Below are 26,730 nucleotides of genomic sequence, written 5' to 3'. Positions count from 1 at the left end.
TGTGGTTTTGCACCCAACGATGAAAATTCATAAAACCACAACAAAATTTTATTGTAGTTACCGGATAACATTTATATTTGGTTGCGCCTCAGCTGTATGCGCCTATGAATTACGATGAAACAGGAGATACAGCAACTCTCGCGTACGTTTTTCTCATCCTGCATTTTTCACATTCTTACTGTTTTTCTATGCGCGTTTCTACTCCTGCTCTTTCTCTGCGCCGCTTGCTACAAGCTGCTGGCTTAGTGCTGGCCCTGGTAGTGTTTTCGCCCAAGCAGGCCCAGGCCCAAACCTGGCTGGTATCCACTGATGCCTATGTAAAAATTGGGGTAATGGACAAGTTTGGCCAGCTGGGTGGCTACACCGCAAAATTTGTGGTGGTTCACCAAGACACCGGTAAGGAATACACGCTGGTTAAGCAGGTAGCCAAAGGTCAGAACGGCATTGACGTAATCTTCCCTTCGGAAGCCTCGGAGGCTGAATACTTCAAAACGGAACGCGGCGAGTCTGGCAAAGCCACTCCGGGCCGCTACACCTGGGAGTGCCAGGTGGGCGGAAAAAAAGTAGTGGGAGGCCGCTTTGGCTTTTCTGAAGTCGCAAATGATGTTACCTTGGTGGGGAAAAAATAACCCTCCTTTTTCACCCACACTCACCCGCTCACGAAAGCCCAGTGTTGCAGCACTGGGCTTTTCTGCGTTTAAACGGTTCCGGTGGCCGCACCCATCTGTCTGCGGGGCCGTATACCCCCTACCCGGCAGAATGGTACTACCGGGCTATCAACCTGCGCTACAATGCCTAAAAAGTCGTTTTCTGAGTTGATCAGCAGCCCCGGCATGCCGGTATTGGTTGATTTCTATGCCGATTGGTGCGGCCCTTGCAAAACCATGGCTCCTATTCTGGAGCAAGTGGCCAACCAGCACCAGGGCAAGCTCAAGGTCATCAAGATTGACGTGGACAAGAACCAGGCTGTAGCCCAGCAGTTCCGGGTTCAAAGTATTCCTACCCTGATTCTGTTCCACCAGGGACAACCCGTATGGCGGCAGGCCGGCGTAGTGCCGGCCACGCAAATCAGCCAAGTGCTGCAGGGCGTGTTGCGCTAGGCTCGGGTTGCGCGGGCGGCCATGCAACCAGCAGTGCTTGCTTGGGCTCTTTCAGTCGTTTACGCTGGGCGTCCGTACTTTCGGGCTCATGGATAGAGAGGGTCGAATGAGGTTCTGGTTTTTACTTGTTGTTTTTTGCGTGGCTGTGGTAGCCTGTCCCAGCCCTAGTTGGGCCCAGGCACAGTACACGCTTAGTGGTACCATTCGGGCGGCGGGCACCTCCGAGGCGTTGCCTGGAGCTACCGTGGCAGTACCCGCCCTTAACGTGGGCACTACCGCCGACGAGCAGGGAGCTTACTCGCTTACGCTGCCCGCAGGCCGGCACCAGGTAGTAGTGTCCTTTATCGGCTACAATGCCCAGACCCTTACTCTCAACCTGACGCGCAACCAACGCCAGGCATTTCAGCTGACCAGTGCTGGCAATGAGCTGGGCGAGGTAGTGGTGGAAGGCCGGGGCTCTCTGGAGCAGAAGCTGCAGACTACGCAAATGAGCGTAGACCGCCTCACGGCCAAGGAGGCCAAGCTGCTACCGGCCTTGTTTGGGGAAGTAGATATTCTGAAAACCCTGCAGCTGAAGCCGGGCGTTCAGAACGGCGGCGAGGGTACCTCGGGCTTGTTTGTGCGCGGCGGCTCCGCCGACCAGAACCTGGTGCTGGTGGACGATGCTCTGGTATATAATCCCAGCCACTTGTTTGGGCTGTTTTCGGTGTTCAACCCCGATGCGGTGCAGTCAGTGGACCTCTATAAAGGCGGCTTTCCGGCGCAGTACGGGGGGCGGCTTTCCTCGGTGGTGGATGTGAAGCTGCGGCCCGGCAACCCCGAGAAGCTGGGCGTTAGCGGGGGCATTGGCCTGATTTCTTCGCGCCTGACGGTGGAAGGCCCCATCAAAAAGGGCAAAGGTGCTTTTCTGATATCGGGGCGGCGCACATACTTTGATGTGTTTACGCGCCAGATCAATAAGCTCAACGAAGACCAGGACGACTACAACCCCATCCCGGATTACTACTTCTACGACCTCAACGCCAAGGCCAATTACAAGCTGGGCGACAAAGACGAGCTGTTTTTGTCGGGCTACCTGGGTAATGACGTATTCGGTTTCAACTCCCAAAACGGCTTCGATTTCAGCTTCAACTGGGGCAATGCCATCGGGGCGCTGCGCTGGAACCACGTGTTCAGGCCGCGCCTGTTTCTGAATACTACGGCTTCCGTGACGCGCTACGAGTACCAGATCAGCAACCAGCTGGATCAGTTTGCCTTCAATCTGTCGTCCAACATCCGGGACTTTACGCTCCGCTCCGATTTGGACTACCTGCCCAACGACCGGCACGCCCTGAAGTTTGGGGTAACGGCCACTACGCACCGTTTCGGTACCGGCAGCCTGCAGGCCGGCTCCACTGACGGCCGCCTGGCCCTGGGCTCCAGCACCACCTACCCCGGCGCAGAAGCGGCCCTTTACGCCTCCGACACCTACAAGCCCTCCGAGAAATGGCAGCTGGAGTACGGTCTGCGCCTGTCGGGCTTCCAGTCGGGCTCCGATCAGTACGGTGGCCTGGAGCCCCGGGCGGCGGCGCGCTACTCCCTTACCCCCAACGTGTCGTTGAAAAGCAGCTACGCCCTTATGTACCAGTACGTGCATTTGGTTACCAACTCGGGTGCCTCACTGCCCACGGATATCTGGTATCCGTCGCGCAAATCGGTGCAGCCGCAGCGGAGCCAGCAGGTGGCGGCTGGCATCAGCTGGCTGCTGGGTGATGGGCGCTACCTTATCACCAACGAGGTGTACTACAAGTGGGCACAGCGGCAGATTGACTTCAAGGATGGAGCTCAGCTATTCGTGAATCCCGACCTGGACAACGAGTTTCTGTTTGGCAAGGGCTGGGCCTACGGCAACGAAATCTACCTGGAGAAAAAGCAGGGCCGCACCACCGGCTGGATTGGCTACACCCTGGCCTGGACCAAGCGGCGGTTTCCGCCCCAGCGCGGCACCACCGGCATCAACAACGGCAACACCTTCTACCCCACCTACGACCGACGCCATAACCTGACGGCTGTGGTTATTCATAACCTCTCGGAGCGGGTGCAGCTGACGGGCTCCTTCGTGTTTACCTCGGGGCAGGCCACCACGCTGCCGTTGGGCCGCTTTGCCTTCCAGGATATGTACGGGGAGAAAGTATCCGCCGTGCCTATTTACCCCCAGCGCAACACTTTCCGGCTGGCGCCCTACAACCGCCTGGATATTGGGGTGGTATGGAAACTGCGCCCAAACCGCTGGATTCCGGAGTCGGACCTTACGTTTAGCGTGTACAATGCCTACAACCGCCGCAATCCGTACTTCGTGTATTTCGACCAGGTGAAGAATGAGGAAACAGACGAAGTGCTGAACTACCGGGCCCGGCAGGTGTCCCTGTTCCCAGTAATTCCGTCGGTTACGTATAACTTCAAATTCTAAGCTTGAGCTAATGCGTACTTCTCTTATTTCCCGGCTTTCGGCCATAAAATGGCGCTGTGGGCTGCTCATTGGCACTTGGTTACTGGCGGGCTTGCTGGGAGGATGCGGCCTGCAGAAAGATATTGACGTGGAGCTGCCCGCCTACCCGCCGCAGCTGGTAGTGGAGGCCTACCTGGAAAACGGCCAGGTTCCGCGCATAACTGTCTCGGAGTCGGGCCCCTACCTGGCAGCCCCTGAGCTGCAGGTGCCTACCGACGTAAAAGCGTTTGTGGTGTTGCCCGGCGGCCAGCGCCAAGAATTGCTATTTGCTCCGGGGGCCGACCGCCGCACTGGCAAGGCCTACACCCACACCGGCACGCGCCGCCTCACGGCCCAGCCCGGCCAAACGTTTGAGCTAGAAGTAAGCGACTCGAAAGGCCGCCGGGTAACCGGCCAAGCCACCATGCCCGCTACCGTGCCCATTGATACGGTGGAGTGGAAATTCAATGATAAGCAGGGCGAATTCCGCAAAGCTTACGTGCTCACCCGTTTCCGCGACCCCGCCGCCACCACCGACTACTACCGCCTGCAGGTACACAAGAGTAGGCTAGCCACCTCCCCCGAAGTTGACTATACCCCCGATGACCGCCTCAATAATGGGCAGGAGTTCACCTTGGGCACCAGCTACGACTTTGCCGCCGACGATACTATTTTCGTAAGCCTGTACCACCTCGACCAGGCATATTACCGGTTCCTGCAGTCGGTGCAGGATGCGCGCAGTGCCAACGGCAACCCATTTGGGCAGCCTGCCGCCATCAAAAGCACTGTGGAAGGCGGCATTGGGGTATTTACGGTCCTGAATTATCAGCGGCGGCGCATTATCATACAATAGCACGCGGTAGCAAGGAAGCCTCACAAGGGGTGCAAGTGCGAAAAAGTGTGATGTACTACTAAGCCAGAAGAACAATCAAACGGGGGCATTCAGCTCCGGCTCCACCCGTGGACGACTTCAGATAACTGTACACAAAAAGGCTCACTACCACTTAGTAGTGAGCCTTTTTATATGCGTTCCTGCAGACTGGTTTACAGCTTTTCCAGCACCCGCTGCAACAGGGCCGTGAGGCGGGGTTCGGCCACGGCGGCGGTGCGCAGGATGTCGGCAATATCGACCTTCTTGAGTTTGCCGGGGGCGCACAAATCAGTAATGACGGACACGGCCAGCACCGGCAGGCCCATGTGTACGGCGGCAATAACCTCCGGCACGGTGCTCATGCCCACGGCATCGGCCCCAATGGTGCGCAGGTAGCGGTACTCAGCGGGCGTTTCCAGCATGGGGCCGGGCAAGGAGGCGTACACGCCCTGGCGCAGGTACTGGGCAAGGTTGAGCTCCTGGGCGGCTTCCCTGGCTAGTTGCAGCAGCCGGGGGCTGTAGGGCTCCATCATATCGGGGAAGCGCGGGCCCAGCTCGTCCAGATTTCGGCCGATAAGCGGGTTAGTGGGCTGCAGGTTGATGTGGTCATCCAGCAGCATCAGGTCGGAGTAGTTGTAGTCGGGGTTGAGGCCGCCGCTGGCGTTGCTCACAAACAGGTGCTCAATACCCAGTAGCTTCATCACCCGCACCGGAAACACTACTTGCTCCATGGTGTAGCCCTCGTAGTAATGAAACCGGCCGCGCATTACCAGCACCCGCTTGCCGGCCAGCGTACCGGCCAGCAGCTCGCCGGCGTGGCTTTCTACCGTTGACACCGGGAAGTGCGGAATATCAGCGTAGCTGAAGCGGTGCTGTACCTGTACTTCCTTGGCCAGCGCACCCAACCCAGTGCCCAAAATAATGCCCGCCTGAGGAGCAAACCCCTGTAAGCTACGGCGGAGGTAGGTGGCGGCTTCCTGAAGTTCTTTCATGGAGTAATGTCAATTGTCGAGTGGTACTTTTTAAAGCGGCAAGGTCAAAAAACTGTCATCCTAAGCAGTGCAAAGGACCTTACCCCAACTAAACAACGGCCGTAGTTACGACTTGTTCAACTGTGGTAAGGTCCTGCGCACTGCTCAGGATGGCAGCTTCTTGCTAATCAGCCGCTTATTGCACCTGCACCTCAAACGGCATGCGCATTTGGGCGCCCTTCATTTCCGAGAGCTTCTTGTACTGCTGATACATGGGGTACATCGGGCCCATTTCTTCCTTCACCATGCGCAGCTTGGCTTCTTCTGAGAACGAGCTGAACAGGTTTTCCGCAAAGCTTTTCTGGCGGGGCAGCTTCTGAATGCGGTAGTCGCCTTCCTTCAGGTTGGCGCGGCGGGCGGCAATGCGCAGGGCATCGTCCATGGAGCCTAGCACATCGACGAGGCCGCGGGCCTTGGCTTCGGTGCCCGACCACACCCGGCCCGAGGCCAGGCGGCGCAGGCGCTCCACCGGCATTTTGCGACCCTGGGCGGCTTTGGTGGTGAAGTCGGCGTAAATGCGGTTGATTTCCTCCTGGAACTGCTGTTGCTCAAAGGGGGTGAGGGCCCGCGTGATGGTGGGGAAGTCGGAGAACTTGCCGGTAGTTACGCGGTCAGTGGTAACGCCGATTTTGTCGCGCAGGAAGGGCTCAATGTTGGGCAGTACGCCAAACACGCCAATGCTGCCCGTAATGGTGGTCGGGTGGGCCACAATGGTGTCGCAGCCCATGGCAATGAAGTAGCCGCCCGAAGCCGCCACGTCCGACATACTGGCAATAACAGGCTTCACTTTCTTGGTCAGCATCACCTCCCGATAAATGATATCGGAGGCCAGCGAGGAGCCGCCGGGCGAGTTGATGCGCAGCACCACGGCCTTCACGTTCTTATCGAGGCGGGCCTTGCGGATGGCCTCGGCGAAGCGGGTGCTACCGATGCTTTCGTTGCCGCCCTTGCCCGTTACAATGTCGCCCTCGGCGTACACCACGGCAATGCGGCTGCCGCTGGTGCTGCCCTCGTCCTCATCGGCCGACTTCTTGTAGTCCGACAAGTCAATCAGGCTCAGCTTGTCGTCCTTTTCCACGCCCAGCTTGCCTTTCATGTAGTCGGTGGCCTGGTCGTAGTAGCCCAGGTCGGTTACCAGCCCGAGGCGCTTGGCGTCGTCGGCGTTGTGCACCAGCATGGAGTCAGAAATGACCTTGAGGCGGGCCGGCGTAATTTTGCGGGCAGCGGCTACCTCACTCAGCATGGAGCCGTTGAGCGAGTTCAGGAAGGAAGCCGTTTGGAGGCGGGCCGAGTCCGACATGCTGGTACGGAAGTAGGGCTCCACGGCGCTTTTAAACGAGCCCACGCGGAAAATCTGGGCCTGCACGCCGAGCTTATCAAACAGGTTCTTGTAGTACATCGTCTCCGAGGAGAGGCCGTTGAACTCCAGCGTACCCTGGGGGTTGAGGTAGAGCTTATCGGCCACGGAAGCCAGGTAGTAGCTCTTTTCCGACTGGGCATCGGTGTAGCTGACAATGAACTTGCCGCCTTTTTTGAAGTCAACGAGCTCCTGGCGCACTTCTTCCAGCGAGGCCATACCGCCTTGCACCAGCTCCAGGTTCAGGAAGATGCCCTTGATATCGTCGTCCTTCTTGGCCCGACGAATGGCGGCTTTCAGCTCATCGAGGCCGATGGAGCTGCTCTGCCCGCCCGTGAAGCCCGAGAATGGGTTATTGAATTCCCGCTCCCCGATGGGCTTGTCCAGCGTCAGTTCCAGCACCGAGTTGCGGGCCACGGTTACTTCTTTATCGGAAGAAGCAGCAGCCACGATGAAGCCCACCAGCAGCACTACACCTAGCAAGGAAAACAGCACGAGGCCGGTGAAGGTGGCCAGCACGTACTTAAAAAATTGTCTCATGGAAGTAGCAGATTAAGTATCTGAAGCAAAAGTAGCCCCTTTCCGCCCCCAGTACCGGGTATTCAACCAACGCCCCCGTTTGGGGCGGGAACGGGCGGACGAGGTGCCGAAATGGAGAGATGACGTAAAGGCGGCAGAGTCAAAAGCAGGCTAGTCCATCCGTCCAATGGCAGCATCTATGTCCTCCGGAGTATCCACGTCAGGGCCAATATTTAGCAATAGAGCGAACAGTGTTAAAAGCAAGATGAAGCTGACCAATAGTACTCGCACTAGAAAAGGCAGCTTCTTAAATCGTGTTAGCATGCAATGAAGCTGTTTAGAAAGTCGTAAAAATCAACAGAACGTCATGCAGAGGCGCAGCCGAAGCATCTCGCGTGCTGAGCTTGCAATGGTAACTCAACGTCAGCACGCGAGATGCTTCGCTCCGCTCTGCATGACGTTCTACCACTTTCTAAACAGCTTCAATAAGAGCAGGTCTGTAAGTGGCACATAATTTTTCAATACCCATACTTCTCGCCCCACAATTGCCGCAGGCGTTCCTGAGCTTTGATTTCGGCGGGATTATGGCCGGGATGGTAGAACACGGTACCGCTGAGGGCCTCGGGCAGAAACTCCTGGTAAGCGAAGTTGCCGGGGTAGTCGTGGGAGTACTGATACTGGCTGCCGTAGCCCAGCTCGGCCATGAGCTTGGTGGGGGCGTTGCGCAGCGGAATGGGTACCGGCTGCACGCCCTGTTGCCGCACCAGCGCCCGTGCCTCCCGAATGGCCTTGTAGCTGGCGTTGCTCTTGGGTGAAGTGGCCAGATACACCACCGTCTGGCCCAGGATAATATCGGACTCCGGCAGGCCGATGACCGTAACGGCCTGAAAGCAGCTTTGCGCCAGAATGAGGGCGTTGGGGTTGGCCAGGCCCACGTCCTCGGAGGCCAGAATGAGCAGGCGGCGGGCAATGAACTTCACGTCCTCGCCGCCTTCCAGCATCACGGCCAGGTAGTATAGTGCCGCATTAGGGTCGGAGCCCCGAATGCTCTTGATGAAAGCCGAAATGACGTCGTAGTGCATTTCGCCCCCCTTGTCGTAGCGGGCCAGGTGTTGCTGAGCCAGCTGCTGCACACCTTCATCGGTGATGATGATTTCGCCGGTTTTGGCGTCGGGGCGGCTGGCTTCCACCACAATATCCAGCAGGTTCAGCAACTTGCGCGCATCCCCGCCCGAAATGGTCAGTAAAGCACCGTACTCCTGCACCCGCACTTTTTTCTGCTTGAGAATCTCATCCTCGGCCAGGGCTTTGTCTACGAGGCTGGTGAGCACCTCCTTGCTCAGCGCCTCCAGCACGTACACCTGCGCCCGGCTCAGCACGGCCGGAATCACCTCGAACGAGGGGTTTTCGGTGGTGGCCCCAATGAGCGTGACAATGCCCTGCTCCACGGCTCCCAGCAGCGCATCCTGCTGGCTTTTGCTGAAGCGGTGAATCTCATCAATGAAGAGCACGGTGCCCCGCTGCTTTTTGGCCCGCTCTATTACTTCACGCACGTCTTTCACGCCCGCATTCACGGCGCTGAGCGAGGCGAAGGGCTTGCCCAACTCCTGGGCCAATAGGTTGGCCAAGGTAGTTTTACCTACGCCAGGCGGCCCCCACAAAATCAGGCTGGGCAGGCGGCCCGCGTTAAGGTAGCGGCGCAGTACGCCCTCGGGCCCGATGAGGTGCTGCTGGCCGGCATAGTCAGTTAAGGTTTGGGGGCGCATGCGTTCCGCCAGTGGTGCCCCGGGGCGGGGGGCATAGGGCGGCGGAGTGGGCGTAGGGTCAGAATCGAAGAGAGAGCCGGTAGACATGAAGGAAGCAGAGGTAGCGCGAACCAGCGGTTCGCGGGTGGGTGGTCCGGGCCGGATATTTTGCCGGGAACCTTCGCTATACGCGCACAACAAAGTTCGCGCTGCTACCTTCGTTTCCAATGAAGAATTCCGTGAAGGTGCACAGCGCCCTGTTTATTGTGGCCCTGATTTACGCCGCCAACTACAGCATTTCCAAGGATGTGATGCCGCGCTACATGGGGCCGTTCGGGTTGGTGCTGCTGCGCGTGGTGGGTGCCACCGTATTTTTTGGTGTGCTAAGCCGGCTGGTAGCTCCGCAGGACCGTATTACCGGCCGCGCCGACCAGCTTCGGGCCGTGGCCTGCGGGATTCTGGGCATCGGTCTCAATCAGCTGCTGTTCTTTGCGGGCCTCAACCTCACCTCCCCCATCAACGCTTCCCTTATCCAGACCATTGCGCCGGTTGTCACGGTGCTGGCCTCGGTAGTGCTGCTGGGCGAGCGGCTCACGCTGCCCCGCCTGGCGGGCATCGGGCTGGCCAGCGTGGGGGCGGCCAGCATTATTCTGAGCCGGGGGCCGGTGGCGGCCGGCGGACAGGATGGGCTGCTGGGCAACGTATTTATCCTGCTCAATGCCACGGCCTTTGGCTGCTACCTGGTGCTGGTGATGCCCCTGATGCGCAAATACCACCCATTTACGGTGCTGGCCCGCATTTTTCTGGTGGGGGCTTTTCTGGCCGTTCCGGCCGGCTGGCAGCAGGTGCAGCAGCCCGATTACAGCAGCTTTCCGCCCGGCATCTGGGCGGCCATTGCCTACATGGTTATCTGCCTGACCATTCTAGCCTACCTGCTTAACAACTGGGCCCTGAAATACGCCTCCCCCGCCCTGCTGGGCGCCTACATTTACTTGCAGCCGGCCCTGGCCGTGGGCATTGCCGTGGCCCTGGGCAAGGATACCCTCACGCTCACCCGAGGCCTGCAAGCCCTGCTGATTTTTGCCGGTGTATTCCTCGTCAGCCGCAAGCCCCGACCCGCGCCCGCGGCGGAGCCCCTGGAGCCGTCACAAGGCTAAACCGGCGCAGGGCAGGTACGCTGGCTACGTTGATTTCCGATCTGAAAACACGGTTTTTCGCCGCTTCCTGCCGAAATTTGGGGTCTTACTTCCCCCCCTCCGTGGACTTCGCCGAAACCCGCAAAATCATTCACCTCGACATGGATGCGTTCTACGCTTCCGTGGAGCAGCGCGACAATCCGGTGCTGCGTGGGAAGCCCGTGGCCGTGGGTGGGGCCCGGCAGCGGGGAGTGGTGGCGGCAGCCTCCTACGAGGCCCGGCAGTTTGGCGTCCGTTCGGCCATGTCGTCGGCGGTGGCGGTGCGCAAGTGCCCGGGCCTGGTGTTCGTAAAGCCCCGCTTTGAGGTCTACAAGGAAGTGTCGCGGCAGATTCGTAGCATTTTTGCCGAGTACACGCCCCTCATTGAGCCCCTCTCCCTGGATGAGGCCTACCTTGACGTAACCGAAAACCTGCGGGGCCTGGGTTCGGCCACGCGCATTGCGGAAGCCATCCGGGCCGAAATTCTGCAAAAAACCCAGCTGACGGCCTCGGCGGGCATCAGCTACAATAAGTTTCTGGCCAAGCTGGCCTCCGATTACCGCAAGCCCAACGGGCAGTTCGTCATCCGGCCCAGCCAGGGTCTGGCATTTGTGGCGGGCCTAGCCGTAGGGCAGTTTCACGGTATTGGACCCGCTACGGCCGCCCGCCTCAATGGCCTGGGCATCTTCACCGGCCTCGATTTACGGCAGCAGACCGAGGCCTTCCTGCGTCAGCATTTTGGTAAGGCCGGCTCCCACTATTACCACATTGCCCGCGCCCAGGATAACCGCCCCGTGGTGCCCGACCGCCTGCGCAAGTCCATCGGCTCCGAAACCACGTTTGAGCAGGACTTGCTTACGCATGAGCAGCTTGTTACTGGCCTGCAGCCGTGCCTGGAAGCGGTGTGGAGCCATTGCCAGCGCACCGGCCTGCGGGGGCGTACCGTCACGCTCAAAGTCAAGTACACCGATTTTCAGCAGATTACCCGCAGCCGCACATTATTGGGCCTGTTGCCAAACCTGGAAACGATGCAGCAGGTAGCCCACGCGCTGCTGACGACTCTGCTGCCCCTACCCAAGGGAGTACGGCTGCTGGGTGTGTCCCTATCCTCGCTCGAAACTCCGGAAGATACCCTGGGCAAGCAGTTGGCATTTCTGTTGTAGTCATGAAAAAAAGCTCCCGGCGTGTGGCGCCGGGAGCTTTCTACAGATAATCGAAACGTTGGCCGAACTTAGTCGTTGGCTTTTACTTTCGATTTTTTCTTTTTGTCTTTCATCTTCACGTCGGCACCGGCAGCGGCAGGCTTATAGGTGTCGGTGGTAGTCGACTGAGTTTCTACCGTGGTAGTGGTGCTGGCTGGCGTGGTAACCGTTTGGTTAATGGTGCCCTGGGCCGGCGTGGTCTGCATCGGTACCGTGGTGGTCGTCGTCTGGGCCGGCTGAGTAGTGGTAGTAGACTGCGTAGTGGTAGTCTGGGCATTAGCGGCCGAAACTCCGGTTACCAACAAAGCGGCAATAGCAAGTAGCTTTTTCATAGCAGGTGATTTGAGTGAATGGAACTACTTAAAGTCAACCGCACGGCTGGCTTTTGTAGAGCCTCTAACGAAGCTCGCCCGGAAACGTTGCCATCGACCTCTTTTCTGTCCTATGCACTCAACCTCTTGGCAAGTAGCACTACGGCAGTTATCAGCTTTGTACGGCGCCGTTTCTCATATTTGTTGGACTCACAATGGCCGAAATCGAATTGTGAGAAGCAGGGCACTACCTAGGCACCGGATTGGCTTCTTCTGGTCCTCTCCTGCCACGTGTATGCTACGCTTAAAACCAAAAGAACGTCATCCTTTGCAAGTTCAGGACAACGTTCTTCAGTTTGTGTGTTGCTGAGTTGGTTATTTCAGCAACTCGTGCAGCACGGTTTGCATAGAAAATACCCGGTTGCCGGCCTCTTGAATCACCAGGGAGTTCGGCGAATCCAGAATGGCATCCGAGACTTCCACGTTACGGCGTACGGGTAGGCAGTGCAGAAATTTGGCGTCGTGGGTGCTGGCCATGTGCTCGGGCGTGAGCATCCAGCTAGCGTCATTGCTGAGTACTTGGCCGTAGTCGTGGTAGCTGCTCCAGTTTTTGGCCTGCACGAAGTCGGCGCCTTCCAGGGCCTTCTTCTGGTCGTACTCAATGCGGGCGCCTTTCGTGAACTTGGGGTCCAGCTCGTAGCCCTTGGGGTGGGTTATCACGAAATCTACCCAATCCACTTCCGAAAACCAGTCGCAGAAGGAGTTGGGCACGCACTGGGGCAGGGCACGTACGTGCGGAGCCCAGGTCAGCACCACTTTCACCCGCTCCTTCTGCTTGGTTTCGGCCACTGTAATCAGGTCGGCGAAGCTCTGCAGCGGGTGCAGCGTGGCGCTTTCCAGGCTGATAACCGGTACGGTAGCATACTTCAGGATCTTGTTGAAGACCTCCTCGCTGTAATCGGCCTCCCGGTCTTTGAGGGTGGGGAAAGTCCGCACGCCCAGCACGTCACAGTACTGGCTCATCACGGCAATAGCCTCTTTGATGTGCTCCTGGGTACCGCCGTTCATCACCGCACCATCGGCCATTTCCAGCGTCCAGGAATCAGCGCCGGCATTGAGCACCCAGGCTTGCGCGCCCAGGTTATAGGCCGCCTTCACCGAGCTGAGCCGGGTGCGCAGGCTGGGGTTGAAGAAGATGAGCCCAACAGTTTTGTTCTTGCCAATGTGCTGATACCCGTAGGGATTCGCCTTGATTTCCAGGGCTTGCTGCAACAGGGCTTTATAGTCGCCTGCATCGGCGAAGGAAGTGAAGTTTTTCATGTTTGGGTGGTGTGGGAGTAGCTTAGGTCTAAAAGAACGTCATGCTGAGCTTGTCGAAGCATCTCTACCGCTTCATTGTTAGCCAGCCCACGTTTCCAAATCAATACTCTGCCACTCTTGATTAAACGCTGTAATCAACGCATCTTTCTTACTCCGCGTCCAGCCTTTCAACTGCTTCTCGCGGGCTATAGCCTGCGTGGCATCCGGGCAGTTTTCAAAATACACGAGCAAATCTGCCTGATATCGGCCAGTGAACTTGCCAGCATCACCCCGACCATTGCTGTGTGCATAAAGTCGGCGTGGCAAGTCGTTCGTGACGCCGATGTACAGGACGGTTTTGGTCGGGTTGGTCAGGATGTAGACGTACATACAGCGACGATACGAAGAAACCAGAACGTCATACTGGGCTTGTCGAAGCATCTCTACTGTAGTGGTACATGATTACTTCTACAACGAAGCGGTAGAGATGCTTCGACAAGCTCAGCATGACGTTCTGGTTTCTTCACTCTGCTGCTTACATGGCCTTATACTCATTCCAGCTCTTGATCTTCAGGTCCTTCATTTCCAGCTTGCAAAAGGCTTGAATGAAGGCTTTGGCCAGGCGGGCGTTGGTGAGCAGCGGGATACCGAAGTCGATGGCAGTGCGGCGGATTTTGTAGTCGTTGTCCAGCTCGCCCTTCGAGAGGTTCTTGGGGATGTTGATGACTAGGTCAATCTTCTTCTCCTTGAGGTAGGTTAGCACGTTGGGCTCCACGTGGTCATCGGGCCAGAAGAGCAGGGAGCTGGGGATGTTGTTTTCGGCGAAAAAGCGGTGCGTACCCTGAGTGGCGTAGATGGTGTACCCCTTCTTCACAAGCAGCTCCACGGCACCCAACAACGCTACTTTCGACTTGATGGGGCCGCCGGAAATCAACACCGACTTCTGCGGAATCTTATAGCCCACGCTCAGCATCGACTTCAGCAGGGCCTCCTCGGCGGTGTCGCCCAGGCAGCCTACCTCGCCGGTGCTCACCATGTCTACGCGCAGCACCGGGTCGGCGCCGGGCAAGCGGGTAAAGGAGAACTGCGGAGCCTTTACGCCCACGAAGGGCAGGTCGTATACCCGCTCACTCTCGTCGCGCGCCACTTTTTTACCGAGTAGTACCTGCGTGGCTTTCTTGATCAGGTTATTGCCCGATACTTTCGATACGAAGGGGTAGCTGCGCGAGGCGCGGATGTTGCACTCAATTACCCGGATTTCCCCGCTCTTCTCCAGGAACTGGATGTTGAACGGTCCGCTGATTTCGTACCGCTTGGCAATCTTTTCGGCAATGGTTTTCAGCCGCCGAATAGTGCGCACGTACACCTTCTGGGGTGGGTAGTACATGGTGGCGTCGCCGGAGTGCACACCGGCAAACTCCACGTGCTCAGAAATGGCGTAGCTCACAATTTCGCCCTTGTCGGCTACGGCGTCCAGCTCAATTTCCTTGGCATCCTGCACAAACTCCGAAACAACCACCGGGTACTCAGCGCTTACCTCCGAAGCGGCGCGCAGGAAAGCTTCCATCTCGAAGGCATTGGAAACCACGTTCATAGCCGCGCCCGACAGCACATAGCTCGGCCGGATCAGCACGGGGTAGCCTACTTCGCCCACAAACTCAAACATGGCTTCCAGGGAAGTTAACTCCTTCCAGCGGGGCTGCGCAATACCCAGCTCGTCCATGATGCTGCTGAATTTGTGGCGGTTCTCGGCCTCATCAATGCGGGCTGGAGCGGTGCCCAGAATGGGCGCTTTGGCGTCGGCCAAACGGGTAGCCAAGTTGTTCGGAATCTGGCCGCCGGTGCTCAGAATCACGCCCTCCGGCTGCTCGAATTCCAGGATATCCATCACCCGCTCGAAGCTCAACTCCTCGAAGTACAACCGGTCCGACACGTCGTAGTCGGTGGATACGGTTTCGGGGTTGTAGTTGATGATGATAGTTTTGTAGCCTTCCTCGGCGGCGGTTTGCACCGCGTTTACGCCGCACCAGTCGAACTCCACGGAGCTACCAATGCGGTACACGCCCGAGCCCAGCACCGCAATAGACTTGCTGGTTTCCGGCTCTAGGTCGTTTTCGGTGCCGTGGTAGGTGCTATAGAGGTAGTTGGTTTTAGCCGGGAATTCAGCCGCCAGCGTGTCAATCTGCTTGATTACGGGCAGCACGCCCAGGGCCTTGCGGCGGGCCCGCACCAACAACTCGTCGGCTTTCACGTCGCCCTCACCCAGTATCTTCACCGCAATTTGCTGATCCGAGAATCCTGATTTTTTGGCCTCGCGCAACAGGCCAGTTTCCAGGGCATTCAGGCCACTACCACGCTTGGCGGCCAGCTGGTTGCTCAACTCAAAAATGGTGTACAGGCGCTGCAGAAACCAGTGGTCAATCTTGGTCAGATCGTGCACTTGGTTGAGCGTATAGCCGGCCTCAAACGCCAGGTTGATGGCGAAGATGCGCTCCTCGTTTGGCTCGCTCAGCAGCTTGTCGATGGTGGCATTATCCACCTGCTCGGGCTTGTTGGCCACGAAGCCACGCTTGCCAGTATCCAGCATGCGCAGGCCCTTCTGAATAGCTTCCTCGAAGGATTTGCCGATGGCCATGACCTCGCCCACGCTCTTCATAGCGGAGCCAATCTGCCGGTTCACGCCCTCAAACTTGCCCAAGTCCCAGCGCGGCAGCTTCACCACCACGTAGTCCAGGGCCGGCTCAAAGAAGGCCGAGGTGGTCTGCGTCACGCTGTTTTTCAGTTCAGCCAGGGAGTAGCCCAGGCTCAGCTTGGCGGCCACAAACGCCAGCGGGTAGCCTGTAGCCTTAGAGGCCAGCGCCGAGGAGCGCGACAAGCGGGCATTCACCTCAATTACGCGGTAATCCTCCGAAACGGGGTCCAGCGCGTACTGAATGTTGCACTCGCCCACGATGCCCAGGTGGCGGATAGTTTTGATACCGATGCTGCGCAGCTTGTGGTACTCCCGGTTGCTCAAGGTCTGCGAGGGGGCCACCACGATGCTCTCCCCAGTGTGAATACCGATGGGGTCGAAGTTCTCCATGTTGCAGACGGTGATGCAGTTATCATAGGCATCTCGCACCACTTCGTACTCCACTTCCTTCCAGCCCTTCAGCGACTCTTCCACCAGAATCTGGTCGGAAGTAGTGAAGGATTTCTGGGCCAGGGCGCGCAGCTCGTCCATGTTGTTGGCAAAGCCACTACCTAGGCCACCCAGCGCAAACGCCGCCCGCACGATGATGGGAAAACCGATTTTCTCGGCCGCCGCCAGCGCGTCTTCCATATTCGTGACGGCCACGCTACGGGCCGAAAGCACCCCAATTTGATCGAGCTTCTCCTTGAAAATGTCCCGGTCCTCGGTGTCGATGATGCTTTGCACGGGCGTGCCCAGCACCTGCACGTTGTACTTCTCAAACACCCCACCGCGGAACAGGGCCACGGCGCAGTTCAGCGCGGTCTGGCCACCAAAGGCCACCAGAATGCCATCGGGCTTCTCCTTCTTGATGACTTCCTCCACAAAGTAGGGCGTCACGGGCAAGAAGTACACGTCATCGGCCATGTGGTCCGACGTCTGCACGGTGGCAATGTTGGGGTTGATCAGGATGGTGCGGATGCCTTCCTCTTTCAGCGCCTTCAGGGCCTGGGAGCCGGAGTAATCGAACTCCCCGGCCTCGCCAATCTTAAGCGCACCGGAACCGAGGATCAGTACTTTCTGTGGTTTTTTCATTCTTAGGGTTAGGGTAACAGACCGCTGGTGCGGTCATGTTAAAAGGCCGTCGTGCTAGGCCTGCAGCAACCTACTTGTGCGTGCAGGGTTGATTTTCTATTCGGTAAAAACGGTGTCGCTTTTGATTATTTCCCAGTCGCCGGACGGGCGCCTGGCCATCCAGAGCCTGACGGTGGCGTCGGCCTGCTCCCCATCCAAGAAGAAGCGGAAGGAGAGAGAATCCTCTTTAGCACCGAGTTTCTCCAGCTTGAAGTTCTTGGCGGTTATTTTTCCTGTTCTACTCGTTATTCGGGGCGAAATCCGGGCCGAACTCATGGCCCTGTTAATCAGATCAGCCGGATCACCCAGTACAGCTTTCAAAATCGTCCGCTGGCCCATATTCTTGACGAAATAGAACCCGGCGAAAGCCAAAGCACCTATCAGCACATACCCCCAGTTCGGGAAACCTCTACGTTTTTCTTGCATGAGAGTAGTGCGTTGGTGAGTGGTGGATAAGGGGAGAAAGGACCGTCATGCTGAGCGAAGCCGAAGCATCTCTACCGTTGTGTTGGTGTTAAGCTTATCACTAGCACTTCTTCAGCAACTATAGCGGCTTCTAGGCCATTAGAAGAGTCAAACCTGCATTCAATATTGCTTCCTCTTTCTGCGAATACTAAATCGAAAATGACGTTTTGGTAATTGAAGGAATTGAATTCCATTTCTTCTATACCAATGAACTGAAGTTCGATTAAGCAGTGCTTGGCCTGCTTATAGTGTCCTTGCTCATCTAACTCATTTACCATTTCCCATACTTCTATGGTGAAGGTGACAGAGTAACGCCCAGTCGGATAAGTCTCAAAAACAACTTTCGTGATTTCCGCATCATGAAAATCCGGCCAGTATCCGAAGTGCTGCAGAACAATTTCGGAATTGATAATTCGGCTAACAGCAGGATTTTCAGTTTCGGCCATAGTACTTAGGGTAATGAAACCTAACGAAGCGGTAGAGATGCTTCGGCAAGCTCAGCATGACGGAGAAGTGGCGTTCTAGGCCAGTCTACTTCGTAGCCTTGTGCTCGGCTACAGCTTTCAGGAAGTCGTCAAACAGGTACTCCGTGTCCTCGGGGCCGCCGGCGGCTTCGGGGTGAAACTGGGTGGAGAAGAAGGGCTTGCTCTTGTGCTTGATGCCTTCGCAGGTACCGTCGTTGAGGTTCTCGAACAGCATGGTCCACTCGGCGGGCAGCGTGTCGGTGTCTACCGCGAAGCCGTGGTTCTGGCTGGTGATGTAGCTGCGCTTGGTGCCCGTGAGCAGCACCGGCTGGTTGTGGCTGCGGTGGCCGTACTTCAGCTTGAAGGTGTCGCCGCCCGCGGCTAGGCCCATGAGCTGGGAGCCCAGGCAGATGCCGAAGATGGGCTTGTCCTGGCCTAGCGCGGTTTGCAGGTGCTGGATGGTGGCAGTGCACATCTTTGGGTCGCCGGGGCCGTTGCTCAGGAACAGGCCGTCGTAGTCGAGCTTCGTGAAGTCGTAGTCCCAAGGCACGCGGATCAGCTCCACGTCGCGCTGCAGGAAGCAGCGGATGATGTTGGTCTTGGTGCCACAGTCAACGAGCACAATTTTGTGCTGACCCTTGCCGTAGTGCTTCACCTCGGTGGGGCTCACTTGGGCTACCAGGTTGTCTTGGTTGGGGTCGTGCAGGGGCACATCTTCCTCGGCCACAATCTTGCCTAGCATGGCACCTTTTTCCCGCAGGATTTTGGTGAGCATACGGGTGTCCACCCCGAAGATGCCGGGGATGTTGTACTCCTTCAGCCAGTCGCCGAGGCTCTTGGCGGCGTTCCAGTGACTGTGCTCCTCAGAGTAGTAGTTCACGACCAGCCCGGCAATGTGGATCTTATCCGACTCGAAGATCTTCGAAATTGATTCGTACAGCTCCTCGCCCGGCACACCGTAGTTGCCCACCATCGGGTAGGTGAGCACCAGAATCTGGCCGGCGAAGGACGGGTCGGTGAGGTTTTCGGGGTAGCCGGTCATGGCCGTACTGAACACCACCTCGCCCGCGGCGGAGGTGAAGGCGCCGAACGACTGGCCCTGGATTTCAGTGCCGTCTTCGAGGACGAGTTTTACTATTTTGGACATTTAGATAAGGTGAAAAAGACCTGTGTTGTCAGTGAGTTTCTAACCAATAGATGACTTATCAAAAAAGCCATTGGCACTATACCAAACTTCACGCATGAAAGGCGCAATCAGCCAGCAATTGGCTAAATCATCAGTCTCGAAAAATGACCAGTACCAGATGCTCCACTCATGTAAGGAGAAATTCTCTTTTAAGATTGGCTCTACAACTCCCCAGTAGTTTGAGAATTCCACCGTTTTTTCTTGATCCTCTACCGCTTGAATAATGATTTCCATCAAGGCAAATTTCTTATCCTCGTCGGTCAAGGAGAGGTAGTGCTGAACGTATTTGTCAACATCAAGTGGATTTGCCACTTCCCACATCCAGTCCTGCATATGCGGCTCATTGGGCAAGTTCAACTCCTTTGCCAGCTCATCAATTGCTTGCCTAGTTTCATAACGGAAAGGAGGTTTCTGAAGAAGCATATTTTAGCCTTGGTTAGAGTAACCCTTGTGGTGAAGGCCTTGCAACCGTCCGGATACAATTTCGGCTGGAACAGAACCGAATACCGGGGGTCTATTCCAGCCGAACAATGAGGTAAGCCAAACGGGAGAGAAAGAAACTAGATCAATCGGTCCCGCACCCTGCCACTTCCAAATGTCAGGCATCGGGAAGTCGGGCGGGCACAACTGCTGGAAGGAAAAGGGGGAGGCTGTTCTTTCGGGGAAAGAACCGGCCGGTTGCTGCGCAGGAGTCACCAATGGCAGCGGGCAGCTTGTTAGAAGGGGAGCGGGGCTCGGGAGCTTCAGGGTGCTACTCATTGGGGCTGCAAGTTAGGCCACAGGTCGTTTACTTTTTCACTTCGGCCGGAATTAATGCGTACAGCGCCTGCAAAAAACGGTCTACCTCGGCCTTGGTAATATTCAGCGGGGGCAGCAGGCGCAGCACCGTGGGGTCGGAGGCGTTGCCCACGAAGATGTGGTGCTCAGTCAGCAGCTGGTCGCGCAGGTCTTTGATGGGAAAGTCGTACTTGATACCTACCATCAGGCCCCGCCCACGGATTTCCTCGGCCCCGGCGTGGGCTTCCAGCTCCGTGCGCAGGTAGTCGCCCAGCTCGGCGGCGTGCTGCACCAGGTTTTCCTGCTCAATGACTTCCAGCACGGCCAGCGCGGCGGCGCAGGCCAAATGGTTGCCGCCAAAGGTGGTGCCCAGCAGGCCGTAGGACGCCTTCAATTCGGGCGCAATCAGGATGCCGCCGATGGGGAAGCCGTTGCCCATGCCTTTCGCTACCGAAATAACGTCGGGCCGGATGCCGGCATGCTGGTGGGCGAAGAACTTGCCGCTGCGGCCGTAGCCGCTCTGCACCTCATCGGCAATGAGCAGCGCACCGTATTGTTTGGTCAGCGCAGCCAAGCCTTGCAGGAATTCATTGGAAGGCATGATGATGCCGCCCACCCCCTGAATCGGCTCGATGATGACGGCGCAGACGTCGCCGACATGCAGGGCAGTTTCTACCGCTGCCAAATCGTATTCTAGGAAGCTGATGTGGTGGTCGGCGTTGAAAGGCGCCACGATCTTGGGGTTATCGGTGGCGGCTACCGCGCCCGAGGTGCGGCCGTGGAAGGCGCCCTTGAATGCTATGACGCGCTTTTTGCCGGTGTGGAAGGAAGCCAGCTTCAGCGCATTCTCGTTGGCCTCGGCCCCGGAGTTACACAGAAACAGCGTGTAGTCCTCGTAGCCCGACACCCGGCCCAGCTTCTCGGCCAGCTCCCGCTGAATCGGAATCTGCACCGAGTTGGAGTAGAAGCCCAGGTTCTGCAGCTGCCCGGTGAGGCGCTGCACGTAGTGCGGGTGGCTGTGGCCGATGCTGATAACGGCGTGGCCGCCGTAAAAATCCAGGTACTCCTGTCCTTTGTCGTCCCAGAGTTTCGCCCCCAGCGCCTTCACGGGCGTGATGTTGACGAGCGGATACACGTTGAAAAGCTCCATGGTATAGATGTGAGAGCTGAGAAGTTAGAACTTAGAAACAGGCATCGGAGCGCAGAAAAAGAACGTCATTCCGAGCTTGCCGAGGAATCTCGCGTGCTGATGTTGCACTGGTACTCCGGACGTCAGCACGCGAGATTCCTCGGCTTCGCTGCGCTACGCTCGGAATGACGTTCTGCTTAAAACAGCCCAGCTTTCAACCCCAGCCCCGTCGTTTCGGGCAGGCCGAATAGCAGGTTCATGTTCTGCACGGCCTGGCCGGAAGCGCCTTTTACCAGATTGTCGATAACCGAGGTGATGAGTAGCTGCTTGCCGAGTTTCTGCACGTGCAGCAGGCACTTGTTGGTGTTGACTACCTGCTTCAGGTGCACTTCCTTATCCGACACCGTGGTGAACGGGGCGTCCTGGTAGAACTGCTGGTACAGCGCCCGGGCCTCGTCCTGGGTCAGATCCGACGGCGTGTAGACGCTGGCGAAGATGCCCCGGGTGAAGTTGCCGCGGTAGGGAATGAAGTGGATATCCACGTCCAGCTCGTGCTGCAGCTGCGCCAAGCTCTCCCCTATCTCGCCCAGGTGCTGGTGCGTGAAGGGCTTGTAGATGGACACGTTGTTGGTGCGCCAGGAGAAATGCACGGTTTCGGCGAGGCTCTGCCCCGCGCCCGTGCTGCCCGTAATGGCCGACACATGCACATCATCCGTGAGCTTGCCGGCCTGGGCCAGCGGCAGCAACGCCAGCTGGATGGCCGTAGCGAAGCAGCCGGGGTTGGCAATACTCTGGGCCTGCTGAATACGGCTGCGGTTCAGTTCGGGCAGCCCGTACACAAACTCGCGGCCCTCGAACTCGGCGTCAACTTCCAGGCGGAAGTCGTTGCTGAGGTCGATGATGTGGGTAGTTTCGGGTAGCTCGTGCTTCGTCAGCCACGCCTTGGAATTGCCGTGGCCCAGGCACAGAAACACCACATCCTCGTCGCCTTGCAGCTGGGCGGCAAACGTGAGGTCCGTTTCGCCCACTAGGTCGTCGTGGACCTGGTAGACGGGGTTACCGGCGTTGGAGGAACTCACGATGCTGCCTAACTCCACAAACTCATGGTGCAATAGAATCCGCAGCAGCTCCCCCGCCGTGTAGCCGGCCCCGCCGACGATACCGGCTTTGATTTTAGTGTCTTGCATGTTCTGATGGTTGCCTCACCCCCCGGCCCCCTCTCCTTCAAAGAGGGGGAGCCACGGCAGCGCGGTTAAATCAAGCGAAAACTAGAGCTAGAAGTTAGTCCCCCCCTCTCTGAAGGAGAGGGGGCCGAGGGGTGAGGCGCTATTCGTTGAAGGAGCTATGAATCCGCAGCTGGTTGCTGAATATTTTGATGAAGCCTTTCGCGTCGCGCGAGTCCCAGGCGTTGTTTTCCTCCCCGTAAGTGGCCACCTTCGACTGCATCATATCGAAATCCGACTCAATACCCAGCAGCTCAAACTGATACGGCTTCAACGTCACGTACACCGTGCCCGACACCCGCGCCTGCGACGACTCCAGAAACGCCTCCATGTCACGCATTACTGGGTCGAGGTACTGGGCCTCATGCAGCAGCGTGCCGTACCAGTTGGCGATGTAGTCTTTGTGCAGCAGCTGCCAGCGTGAGGAAACGTGCTTTTCCAGCAGATGGTGACCCTTAATCAGAATCAGTGGCGCGGGAGCTTCAAAACCTACCCGGCCCTTAATGCCCAGAATCGTGTCGCCCACGTGGGTGTCGCGGCCGATGGCATACTGGCCGGCCAGCTCATTGAGGGCCACAATCAGGTCCACCGGGTTCATGGTTTGGCCATTCAGCGCTACCGGCTCGCCTTCCTCGAAGGTGATGCTGATTTCCTGGGGCTCGTTTTTGCTAAGCTGCGTCGGCCAGGCCGACTCGTGCAAGCCCTGGCGAGAAGTCAGGGTTTCTACGCCGCCCACGCTGGTGCCCCAGATACCTTTGTTGATGGAGTATTTGGCTTTTTCCCAGCTCATTTCCACGCCGTTGGCCTGCAGATACTCGATTTCCTGCTGGCGCGAGAGGCCTAGGTCGCGGATGGGCGTGATGATTTCGGTGTCGGGCGAAATCACCGAGAAAGCCACATCGAAACGCACCTGGTCGTTGCCGGCGCCGGTGCTGCCGTGGGCAATGTAGTCGGCCTTATTTTCGCGGGCGTACTCAGCCAGGGCCAGGCTTTGGAACATGCGTTCCGCACTTACGCTCAGCGGGTAGGTGTCGTTTTTCAGGATGTTTCCCGCCAGCAGGTAGCGCAGGCAGTCCTGGTAAAACCGCTCGGTCACGTCGATTACCTCGTGGCGCTTGGAGCCCATTTCGTAGGCGCGCTTTTCAATTTCAGCCAGTTCCTGCTTCGAGAAACCACCCGAATTAACGATGACCGTGTGGACTTCCAGGCCCAGCTCTTTCGTCAGATACACAACGCAATAGGACGTATCCAAACCGCCGCTGTAGGCGAGAACTACTTTTTTCATGTGGTGTATGGTGTTGGTCGTCATGCAGAGGCGGAGCCGAAGCATCTCGCATGCTGATGTTATGCTACTACTCAGACGTCAGCACGCGAGATGCTTCGGCTCCGCCTCTGCATGACGTGCTGGTGGCTAACAATTACTGCTCCTGACTCAGGATTTCGATGGTTTGCTGACTGAATTTGTCGTTCAGGTTGTCGTACACCATGCCGGTGCACAGGCACATTTTGCGCTGATTTTCCATCAGGATGCCGTAGTTTTTGCAGCTGGAGCAGCCCTTCCAGAAGTCGTCCGACTGGGTGAGCTCCGGGAAGGTCACGGGGCGGTAACCCAGCTCGTTGTTGATCTTCATTACGGCCGCGGAGGTGGTAATACCGAAGATTTTGGCGGCCGGATACTTGGTGCGCGACAACTCAAACACGCGGTGCTTGATGGCGCGGCCCAGACCTTCCTTGCGCAGCTCGGTGTTCACAATCAGCCCTGAGTTCACCACAAACTTGGCATCCTCGAAGGTTTCGATGTAGCAGAAACCGGCCAACTGGTCATCAATGAAGGCAATGATAGAGTCACCCTTTTCCATCTTCTTAACCAGATAGTTAGGATCACGCTTGGCAATGCCTACCCCCCGCGTTTTGGCGGATTCGGCATACCATTGACAGAGGGTTTCCACATACTGCGCATCGGCAGCATTGGCGACTCGTAGAATCATGGTCAGGACTCGGTTAGTGGCCGCAGTTATACGGCTACAGACTCGGAAAGACGAAAAGAAAGGGAGCAGGCGAGGCTGCGCGGGCCCCGGCAGCAGTGCCGGAAGCATCAAAAACCCGTAAGCGAGGTGGGCCCGTTGGGCCGGTGAGCGGGCGTTCCGGCCGGGGGCCGGAGGAAGTCACACTGAAGGTTACACTCGGACTAAAGTCGGTTGATTCGTGAAGGTTCTCTTGGGGTGGGCTCCGGTGGGAGGACCCGGCGTCGGTTCGCGGTAGAGGCGGAACTCGGACGTGCTATTGCAGCCAGCGGTTAAGCTGGCATGATTCGCACGACCAGTCTAGGTCGTCGCAGAAGTGCAATAGAAGAGAGTTGAATCATGACGGGTGCCGCAGAACGGCGAGGGAGTGTTTTCACGGTTTAAATCGTTTAAACCGCTAAATCGTTGCAAAACTAGATGTTTTTTTTTGGAAACTTTGTGGCCTCAAGTGCAAAAAAAACTTCCACCGCTGGCAGCATCCCGTAGAAGCCCTGGTAGTGTAAGTGCTCAATTTGGCCACTGCTGAATTGCTACGGCCCTTTTTCTCCCCCTGTGATTGTATGCGCGAAGGCCTAAAAATTTTTAAGATTGGCGGCGGCATCATCGATGATGATGCCCAGCTACGGCAGTTCCTCAAGGCACTGGCCCTAGTACCGGGCCGCAAGCTGCTAGTGCACGGCGGGGGTAAAGGGGCCAGCCAGATGCTCCAGAACCTGGGTATTGAGCCCCAGATGGTGCAGGGCCGCCGCATTACCGACGCGGCTACCCTGGATATTGTGACGATGTTCTACGCCGGTAAAACCAACAAGCAGGTAGTGGCCGGCCTGCAGGCCGCAGGCGTGAATGCGTTGGGTCTTTCCGGGGCCGATGGCAACGCCATCCGGGCCGTGAAACGACCGGTGAAGGATATTGACTACGGCTTTGTGGGCGACTTGCCCGCCGATGCAGTCAATACCCAACTGTTGTACCGACTGTTGGAAAGTGGCCTTATGCCCGTGTTCTGCGCCATCACCCACGACGGCGCGGGCCAGCTGCTCAACACCAACGCCGATACCATTGCCAGTACGTTGGCCCGCGCTTTGGCTACGCAGTACGAGGTGGAGTTGCACTTCTGCTTTGAGAAAAACGGCGTGCTACGCGACGTAAACGACGACAACTCGGTAATTCCGCAAATAACCGCCGCTGAGTACGAGCAACTGAAGGCCGAGGGCATCATTGCCGCCGGCATGGTTCCCAAATTGGATAACGCCTTTGCCGCGCTGGATGCCGGCGTAGAGCGCGTAGTTATCGAAAACGCGCTGCGCATCAATGAGCCGGTAAAAACCATCTTATGCCAGAGCTAATTGAACAGCTGGCCGACGGGGCCATTGCGCTGCTGCAGGAACTCATCCGCACGCCGTCCTTCTCACGGGAGGAAGACCGCACTGCTGAATTGCTGATGACTTTTTTGACCCGGCACGGTGCCACGCCGCAGCGCGACGCCAACAACGTGTGGGCCGTTTCCCGGCACTTCGACTCTAGCAAACCGACCATCCTGCTCAACTCCCACCACGACACCGTGAAGCCCGGCAGCACCTGGACCTATGCCCCCTTCGGAGCCGTGGTGGAAGGTGACCGGCTCACCGGCCTCGGCAGCAACGACGCCGGCGCTTCGGCGGTGAGCCTGCTGGCTACCTTCCTGTATTTTGAGCAGCAAGCCACTGCCCCACCGTTCAACCTGATCTGCGCTATTACGGCTGAAGAGGAAGTATCGGGTGTCAATGGCATTCGACGGCTGCTCCCACTGCTACCCCAAATTGACCTGGGTATCGTGGGTGAGCCGACGCAGATGGACTTGGCCGTAGCCGAAAAGGGCTTGGTGGTGCTGGACTGCGTAGCCCACGGCCGCACCGGCCACGCGGCCCGCGAGGAGGGCGAAAACGCGCTGTACAAGGCCGTAGCCGATATCCGGTGGATGGAGAACTTCCGCTTCCCGTTAGTTTCGAAGTTGCTGGGGCCAGTAAAAATGACGGTTACCCAAATCCAGGCCGGCTCCCAGCACAACGTAGTGCCTGACCTCTGCACGTTTGTGGTGGATGTGCGCACCAACGAGCTATACTCCAACCAGGAAGTAGTGGAACTGGTGCGCCAACACGTGCAGTCCGACGTGACGCCCCGCTCCACCCACCTCAATTCCTCCCGCATTACCCTCACGCACCCGCTGGTGCAGCGTGGGGTGGCGCTGGGCCGCCGTACCTTCGGCTCCGTTACTCTCTCTGACCAAAGCATGATGCCCTTCACCACGGTGAAAATCGGCCCCGGCGACTCGGCCCGCTCCCATACTCCCGACGAGTACATTCTGCTCAGCGAAATACGGGCTGGTGTGCAGGGCTATATCGAGTTGCTGGCCGGGCTGGTACTATGATTGATCAGCTGCTAGCTGATGACCGTTGGCTGGTAGCTCTTCTTCTGTTTCAAGCATTTCTCTGCCACTTCGCGGATACTTTCGTGTAATTCCGCCCTTTAAATTGCCCTAATGGCTTCGGGCATCCGTTTCGAGAACACAAGCTAACAGCCAACCGCTGTCAGCTAACAGCTTAA

The 26,730-nt window shown here is 57.6% G+C and carries 23 protein-coding genes; 8 read left to right on the top strand and 15 right to left on the bottom strand.

The window, feature by feature from the left end:
• The first annotated feature begins 188 nt into the window (after positions 1-188).
• The 4 genes from ROI90_RS12935 (at position 189) to ROI90_RS12920 (ending at position 4,420) form a co-directional block, all read left to right on the top strand.
• The gene (locus tag ROI90_RS12935) at positions 189-629 is read left to right on the top strand and encodes a hypothetical protein (protein ID WP_315998769.1); all 441 of its coding nucleotides are present in this window, start codon (positions 189-191) and stop codon (positions 627-629) included.
• A 162-nt stretch (positions 630-791) separates the two neighbouring features.
• Entirely contained in the window at positions 792-1,100 is a 309-nt protein-coding gene (trxA, locus tag ROI90_RS12930; protein ID WP_315998768.1) for a thioredoxin, read from the top strand.
• 145 nt (positions 1,101-1,245) lie between these two features.
• A complete protein-coding gene (locus ROI90_RS12925) occupies positions 1,246-3,549 on the top strand; it encodes a TonB-dependent receptor (RefSeq protein ID WP_315998767.1) in 2,304 nt (767 codons plus the stop codon).
• A gap of 10 nt (positions 3,550-3,559) precedes the next feature.
• Positions 3,560-4,420: a DUF4249 domain-containing protein gene (locus tag ROI90_RS12920; RefSeq protein WP_315998766.1), complete on the top strand. Its 861-nt coding sequence runs from the start codon at positions 3,560-3,562 to the stop codon at positions 4,418-4,420.
• Between the two features lie 191 nt (positions 4,421-4,611).
• Here ROI90_RS12920 and ROI90_RS12915 read toward each other — a convergent pair whose 3' ends face one another.
• The 3 genes from ROI90_RS12915 to ROI90_RS12905 all read right to left on the bottom strand — a co-directional run bounded on the left by ROI90_RS12915 (position 4,612) and on the right by ROI90_RS12905 (position 9,111).
• Positions 4,612-5,430 (bottom strand): purine-nucleoside phosphorylase, encoded by an 819-nt coding sequence (locus tag ROI90_RS12915; protein WP_315998765.1) that lies wholly within the window; start codon positions 5,428-5,430, stop codon positions 4,612-4,614.
• 175 nt (positions 5,431-5,605) lie between these two features.
• Positions 5,606-7,366, bottom strand: coding sequence for a signal peptide peptidase SppA (sppA, locus tag ROI90_RS12910; protein ID WP_315998764.1), 1,761 nt, complete (start codon positions 7,364-7,366; stop codon positions 5,606-5,608).
• Between the two features lie 497 nt (positions 7,367-7,863).
• Positions 7,864-9,111, bottom strand: a complete 1,248-nt coding sequence (locus tag ROI90_RS12905; protein WP_315998914.1) for a replication-associated recombination protein A — start codon at positions 9,109-9,111, stop codon at positions 7,864-7,866.
• A 206-nt stretch (positions 9,112-9,317) separates the two neighbouring features.
• On the opposite strand from ROI90_RS12905, the gene ROI90_RS12900 reads away from it, so the two are divergent.
• Positions 9,318-10,247: a DMT family transporter gene (locus tag ROI90_RS12900; protein ID WP_315998763.1), complete on the top strand. Its 930-nt coding sequence runs from the start codon at positions 9,318-9,320 to the stop codon at positions 10,245-10,247.
• A 101-nt stretch (positions 10,248-10,348) separates the two neighbouring features.
• Positions 10,349-11,428, top strand: a complete 1,080-nt coding sequence (gene dinB / locus ROI90_RS12895) for a DNA polymerase IV (protein ID WP_315998762.1) — start codon at positions 10,349-10,351, stop codon at positions 11,426-11,428.
• 68 nt (positions 11,429-11,496) lie between these two features.
• Here dinB and ROI90_RS12890 read toward each other — a convergent pair whose 3' ends face one another.
• The 12 genes from ROI90_RS12890 to ROI90_RS12835 form a co-directional block, all read right to left on the bottom strand.
• Positions 11,497-11,799 carry a hypothetical protein gene (locus ROI90_RS12890; RefSeq protein WP_315998761.1) on the bottom strand — a complete coding sequence of 101 codons (303 nt, stop codon included), beginning with the start codon at positions 11,797-11,799 and terminating at the stop codon, positions 11,497-11,499.
• Between the two features lie 354 nt (positions 11,800-12,153).
• Complete coding sequence (locus tag ROI90_RS12885; RefSeq protein ID WP_315998760.1) at positions 12,154-13,098, bottom strand: N-acetylornithine carbamoyltransferase; 945 nt, start codon at positions 13,096-13,098, stop codon at positions 12,154-12,156.
• Positions 13,099-13,176: 78 nt separating this feature from the next.
• Positions 13,177-13,467: a GIY-YIG nuclease family protein gene (locus ROI90_RS12880; protein WP_315998759.1), complete on the bottom strand. Its 291-nt coding sequence runs from the start codon at positions 13,465-13,467 to the stop codon at positions 13,177-13,179.
• A 145-nt stretch (positions 13,468-13,612) separates the two neighbouring features.
• Positions 13,613-16,843 (bottom strand): carbamoyl-phosphate synthase (glutamine-hydrolyzing) large subunit, encoded by a 3,231-nt coding sequence (gene carB / locus ROI90_RS12875; RefSeq protein ID WP_315998758.1) that lies wholly within the window; start codon positions 16,841-16,843, stop codon positions 13,613-13,615.
• Positions 16,844-16,939: 96 nt separating this feature from the next.
• Positions 16,940-17,308, bottom strand: coding sequence for a hypothetical protein (locus ROI90_RS12870; protein WP_315998757.1), 369 nt, complete (start codon positions 17,306-17,308; stop codon positions 16,940-16,942).
• 71 nt (positions 17,309-17,379) lie between these two features.
• Positions 17,380-17,793: an Imm50 family immunity protein gene (locus tag ROI90_RS12865; RefSeq protein WP_315998756.1), complete on the bottom strand. Its 414-nt coding sequence runs from the start codon at positions 17,791-17,793 to the stop codon at positions 17,380-17,382.
• 85 nt (positions 17,794-17,878) lie between these two features.
• Positions 17,879-18,958 (bottom strand): glutamine-hydrolyzing carbamoyl-phosphate synthase small subunit, encoded by a 1,080-nt coding sequence (carA, locus tag ROI90_RS12860; RefSeq protein WP_315998755.1) that lies wholly within the window; start codon positions 18,956-18,958, stop codon positions 17,879-17,881.
• A gap of 39 nt (positions 18,959-18,997) precedes the next feature.
• Positions 18,998-19,420, bottom strand: coding sequence for a hypothetical protein (locus ROI90_RS12855; RefSeq protein ID WP_315998754.1), 423 nt, complete (start codon positions 19,418-19,420; stop codon positions 18,998-19,000).
• 364 nt (positions 19,421-19,784) lie between these two features.
• Entirely contained in the window at positions 19,785-20,924 is a 1,140-nt protein-coding gene (locus ROI90_RS12850; protein ID WP_315998753.1) for an aspartate aminotransferase family protein, read from the bottom strand.
• 176 nt (positions 20,925-21,100) lie between these two features.
• Positions 21,101-22,090 (bottom strand): N-acetyl-gamma-glutamyl-phosphate reductase, encoded by a 990-nt coding sequence (gene argC, locus ROI90_RS12845; RefSeq protein ID WP_315998752.1) that lies wholly within the window; start codon positions 22,088-22,090, stop codon positions 21,101-21,103.
• Between the two features lie 139 nt (positions 22,091-22,229).
• Positions 22,230-23,411, bottom strand: coding sequence for an argininosuccinate synthase (argG, locus tag ROI90_RS12840; protein ID WP_315998751.1), 1,182 nt, complete (start codon positions 23,409-23,411; stop codon positions 22,230-22,232).
• 133 nt (positions 23,412-23,544) lie between these two features.
• Complete coding sequence (locus ROI90_RS12835) at positions 23,545-24,114, bottom strand: GNAT family N-acetyltransferase (protein WP_315998750.1); 570 nt, start codon at positions 24,112-24,114, stop codon at positions 23,545-23,547.
• A 596-nt stretch (positions 24,115-24,710) separates the two neighbouring features.
• Between ROI90_RS12835 and argB the strand changes: the two genes are divergently transcribed.
• Complete coding sequence (argB, locus tag ROI90_RS12830) at positions 24,711-25,493, top strand: acetylglutamate kinase (RefSeq protein WP_315998749.1); 783 nt, start codon at positions 24,711-24,713, stop codon at positions 25,491-25,493.
• Complete coding sequence (locus tag ROI90_RS12825; RefSeq protein WP_315998748.1) at positions 25,481-26,554, top strand: M20 family metallo-hydrolase; 1,074 nt, start codon at positions 25,481-25,483, stop codon at positions 26,552-26,554. The genes argB and ROI90_RS12825 overlap by 13 nt, the downstream gene beginning before the upstream one ends.
• Positions 26,555-26,730 lie beyond the last annotated feature (176 nt).

It is taken from the genome of Hymenobacter endophyticus (assembly GCF_032464715.1).
Classification (GTDB): domain Bacteria; phylum Bacteroidota; class Bacteroidia; order Cytophagales; family Hymenobacteraceae; genus Hymenobacter; species Hymenobacter endophyticus.
The sequence above is the reverse complement of the archived record's forward strand: the minus strand, read 5'-3'. Positions and strand labels throughout refer to the sequence as shown.

Coding starts and splice junctions, on each gene's coding strand:
- ROI90_RS12935 (WP_315998769.1), top strand. CDS start 189: ATGCGCGTTTCTACTCCTGCTCTTTCTCTGCGCCGCTTGCTACAAGCT.
- trxA (WP_315998768.1), top strand. CDS start 792: ATGCCTAAAAAGTCGTTTTCTGAGTTGATCAGCAGCCCCGGCATGCCG.
- ROI90_RS12920 (WP_315998766.1), top strand. CDS start 3,560: ATGCGTACTTCTCTTATTTCCCGGCTTTCGGCCATAAAATGGCGCTGT.
- ROI90_RS12915 (WP_315998765.1), bottom strand. CDS start 5,430: ATGAAAGAACTTCAGGAAGCCGCCACCTACCTCCGCCGTAGCTTACAG.
- sppA (WP_315998764.1), bottom strand. CDS start 7,366: ATGAGACAATTTTTTAAGTACGTGCTGGCCACCTTCACCGGCCTCGTG.
- ROI90_RS12905 (WP_315998914.1), bottom strand. CDS start 9,111: ATGCGCCCCCAAACCTTAACTGACTATGCCGGCCAGCAGCACCTCATC.
- ROI90_RS12900 (WP_315998763.1), top strand. CDS start 9,318: ATGAAGAATTCCGTGAAGGTGCACAGCGCCCTGTTTATTGTGGCCCTG.
- ROI90_RS12890 (WP_315998761.1), bottom strand. CDS start 11,799: ATGAAAAAGCTACTTGCTATTGCCGCTTTGTTGGTAACCGGAGTTTCG.
- ROI90_RS12885 (WP_315998760.1), bottom strand. CDS start 13,098: ATGAAAAACTTCACTTCCTTCGCCGATGCAGGCGACTATAAAGCCCTG.
- ROI90_RS12880 (WP_315998759.1), bottom strand. CDS start 13,467: ATGTACGTCTACATCCTGACCAACCCGACCAAAACCGTCCTGTACATC.
- carB (WP_315998758.1), bottom strand. CDS start 16,843: ATGAAAAAACCACAGAAAGTACTGATCCTCGGTTCCGGTGCGCTTAAG.
- ROI90_RS12870 (WP_315998757.1), bottom strand. CDS start 17,308: ATGCAAGAAAAACGTAGAGGTTTCCCGAACTGGGGGTATGTGCTGATA.
- ROI90_RS12865 (WP_315998756.1), bottom strand. CDS start 17,793: ATGGCCGAAACTGAAAATCCTGCTGTTAGCCGAATTATCAATTCCGAA.
- carA (WP_315998755.1), bottom strand. CDS start 18,958: ATGTCCAAAATAGTAAAACTCGTCCTCGAAGACGGCACTGAAATCCAG.
- ROI90_RS12855 (WP_315998754.1), bottom strand. CDS start 19,420: ATGCTTCTTCAGAAACCTCCTTTCCGTTATGAAACTAGGCAAGCAATT.
- ROI90_RS12850 (WP_315998753.1), bottom strand. CDS start 20,924: ATGGAGCTTTTCAACGTGTATCCGCTCGTCAACATCACGCCCGTGAAG.
- argC (WP_315998752.1), bottom strand. CDS start 22,090: ATGCAAGACACTAAAATCAAAGCCGGTATCGTCGGCGGGGCCGGCTAC.
- argG (WP_315998751.1), bottom strand. CDS start 23,411: ATGAAAAAAGTAGTTCTCGCCTACAGCGGCGGTTTGGATACGTCCTAT.
- ROI90_RS12835 (WP_315998750.1), bottom strand. CDS start 24,114: ATGATTCTACGAGTCGCCAATGCTGCCGATGCGCAGTATGTGGAAACC.
- argB (WP_315998749.1), top strand. CDS start 24,711: ATGCGCGAAGGCCTAAAAATTTTTAAGATTGGCGGCGGCATCATCGAT.
- ROI90_RS12825 (WP_315998748.1), top strand. CDS start 25,481: ATGCCAGAGCTAATTGAACAGCTGGCCGACGGGGCCATTGCGCTGCTG.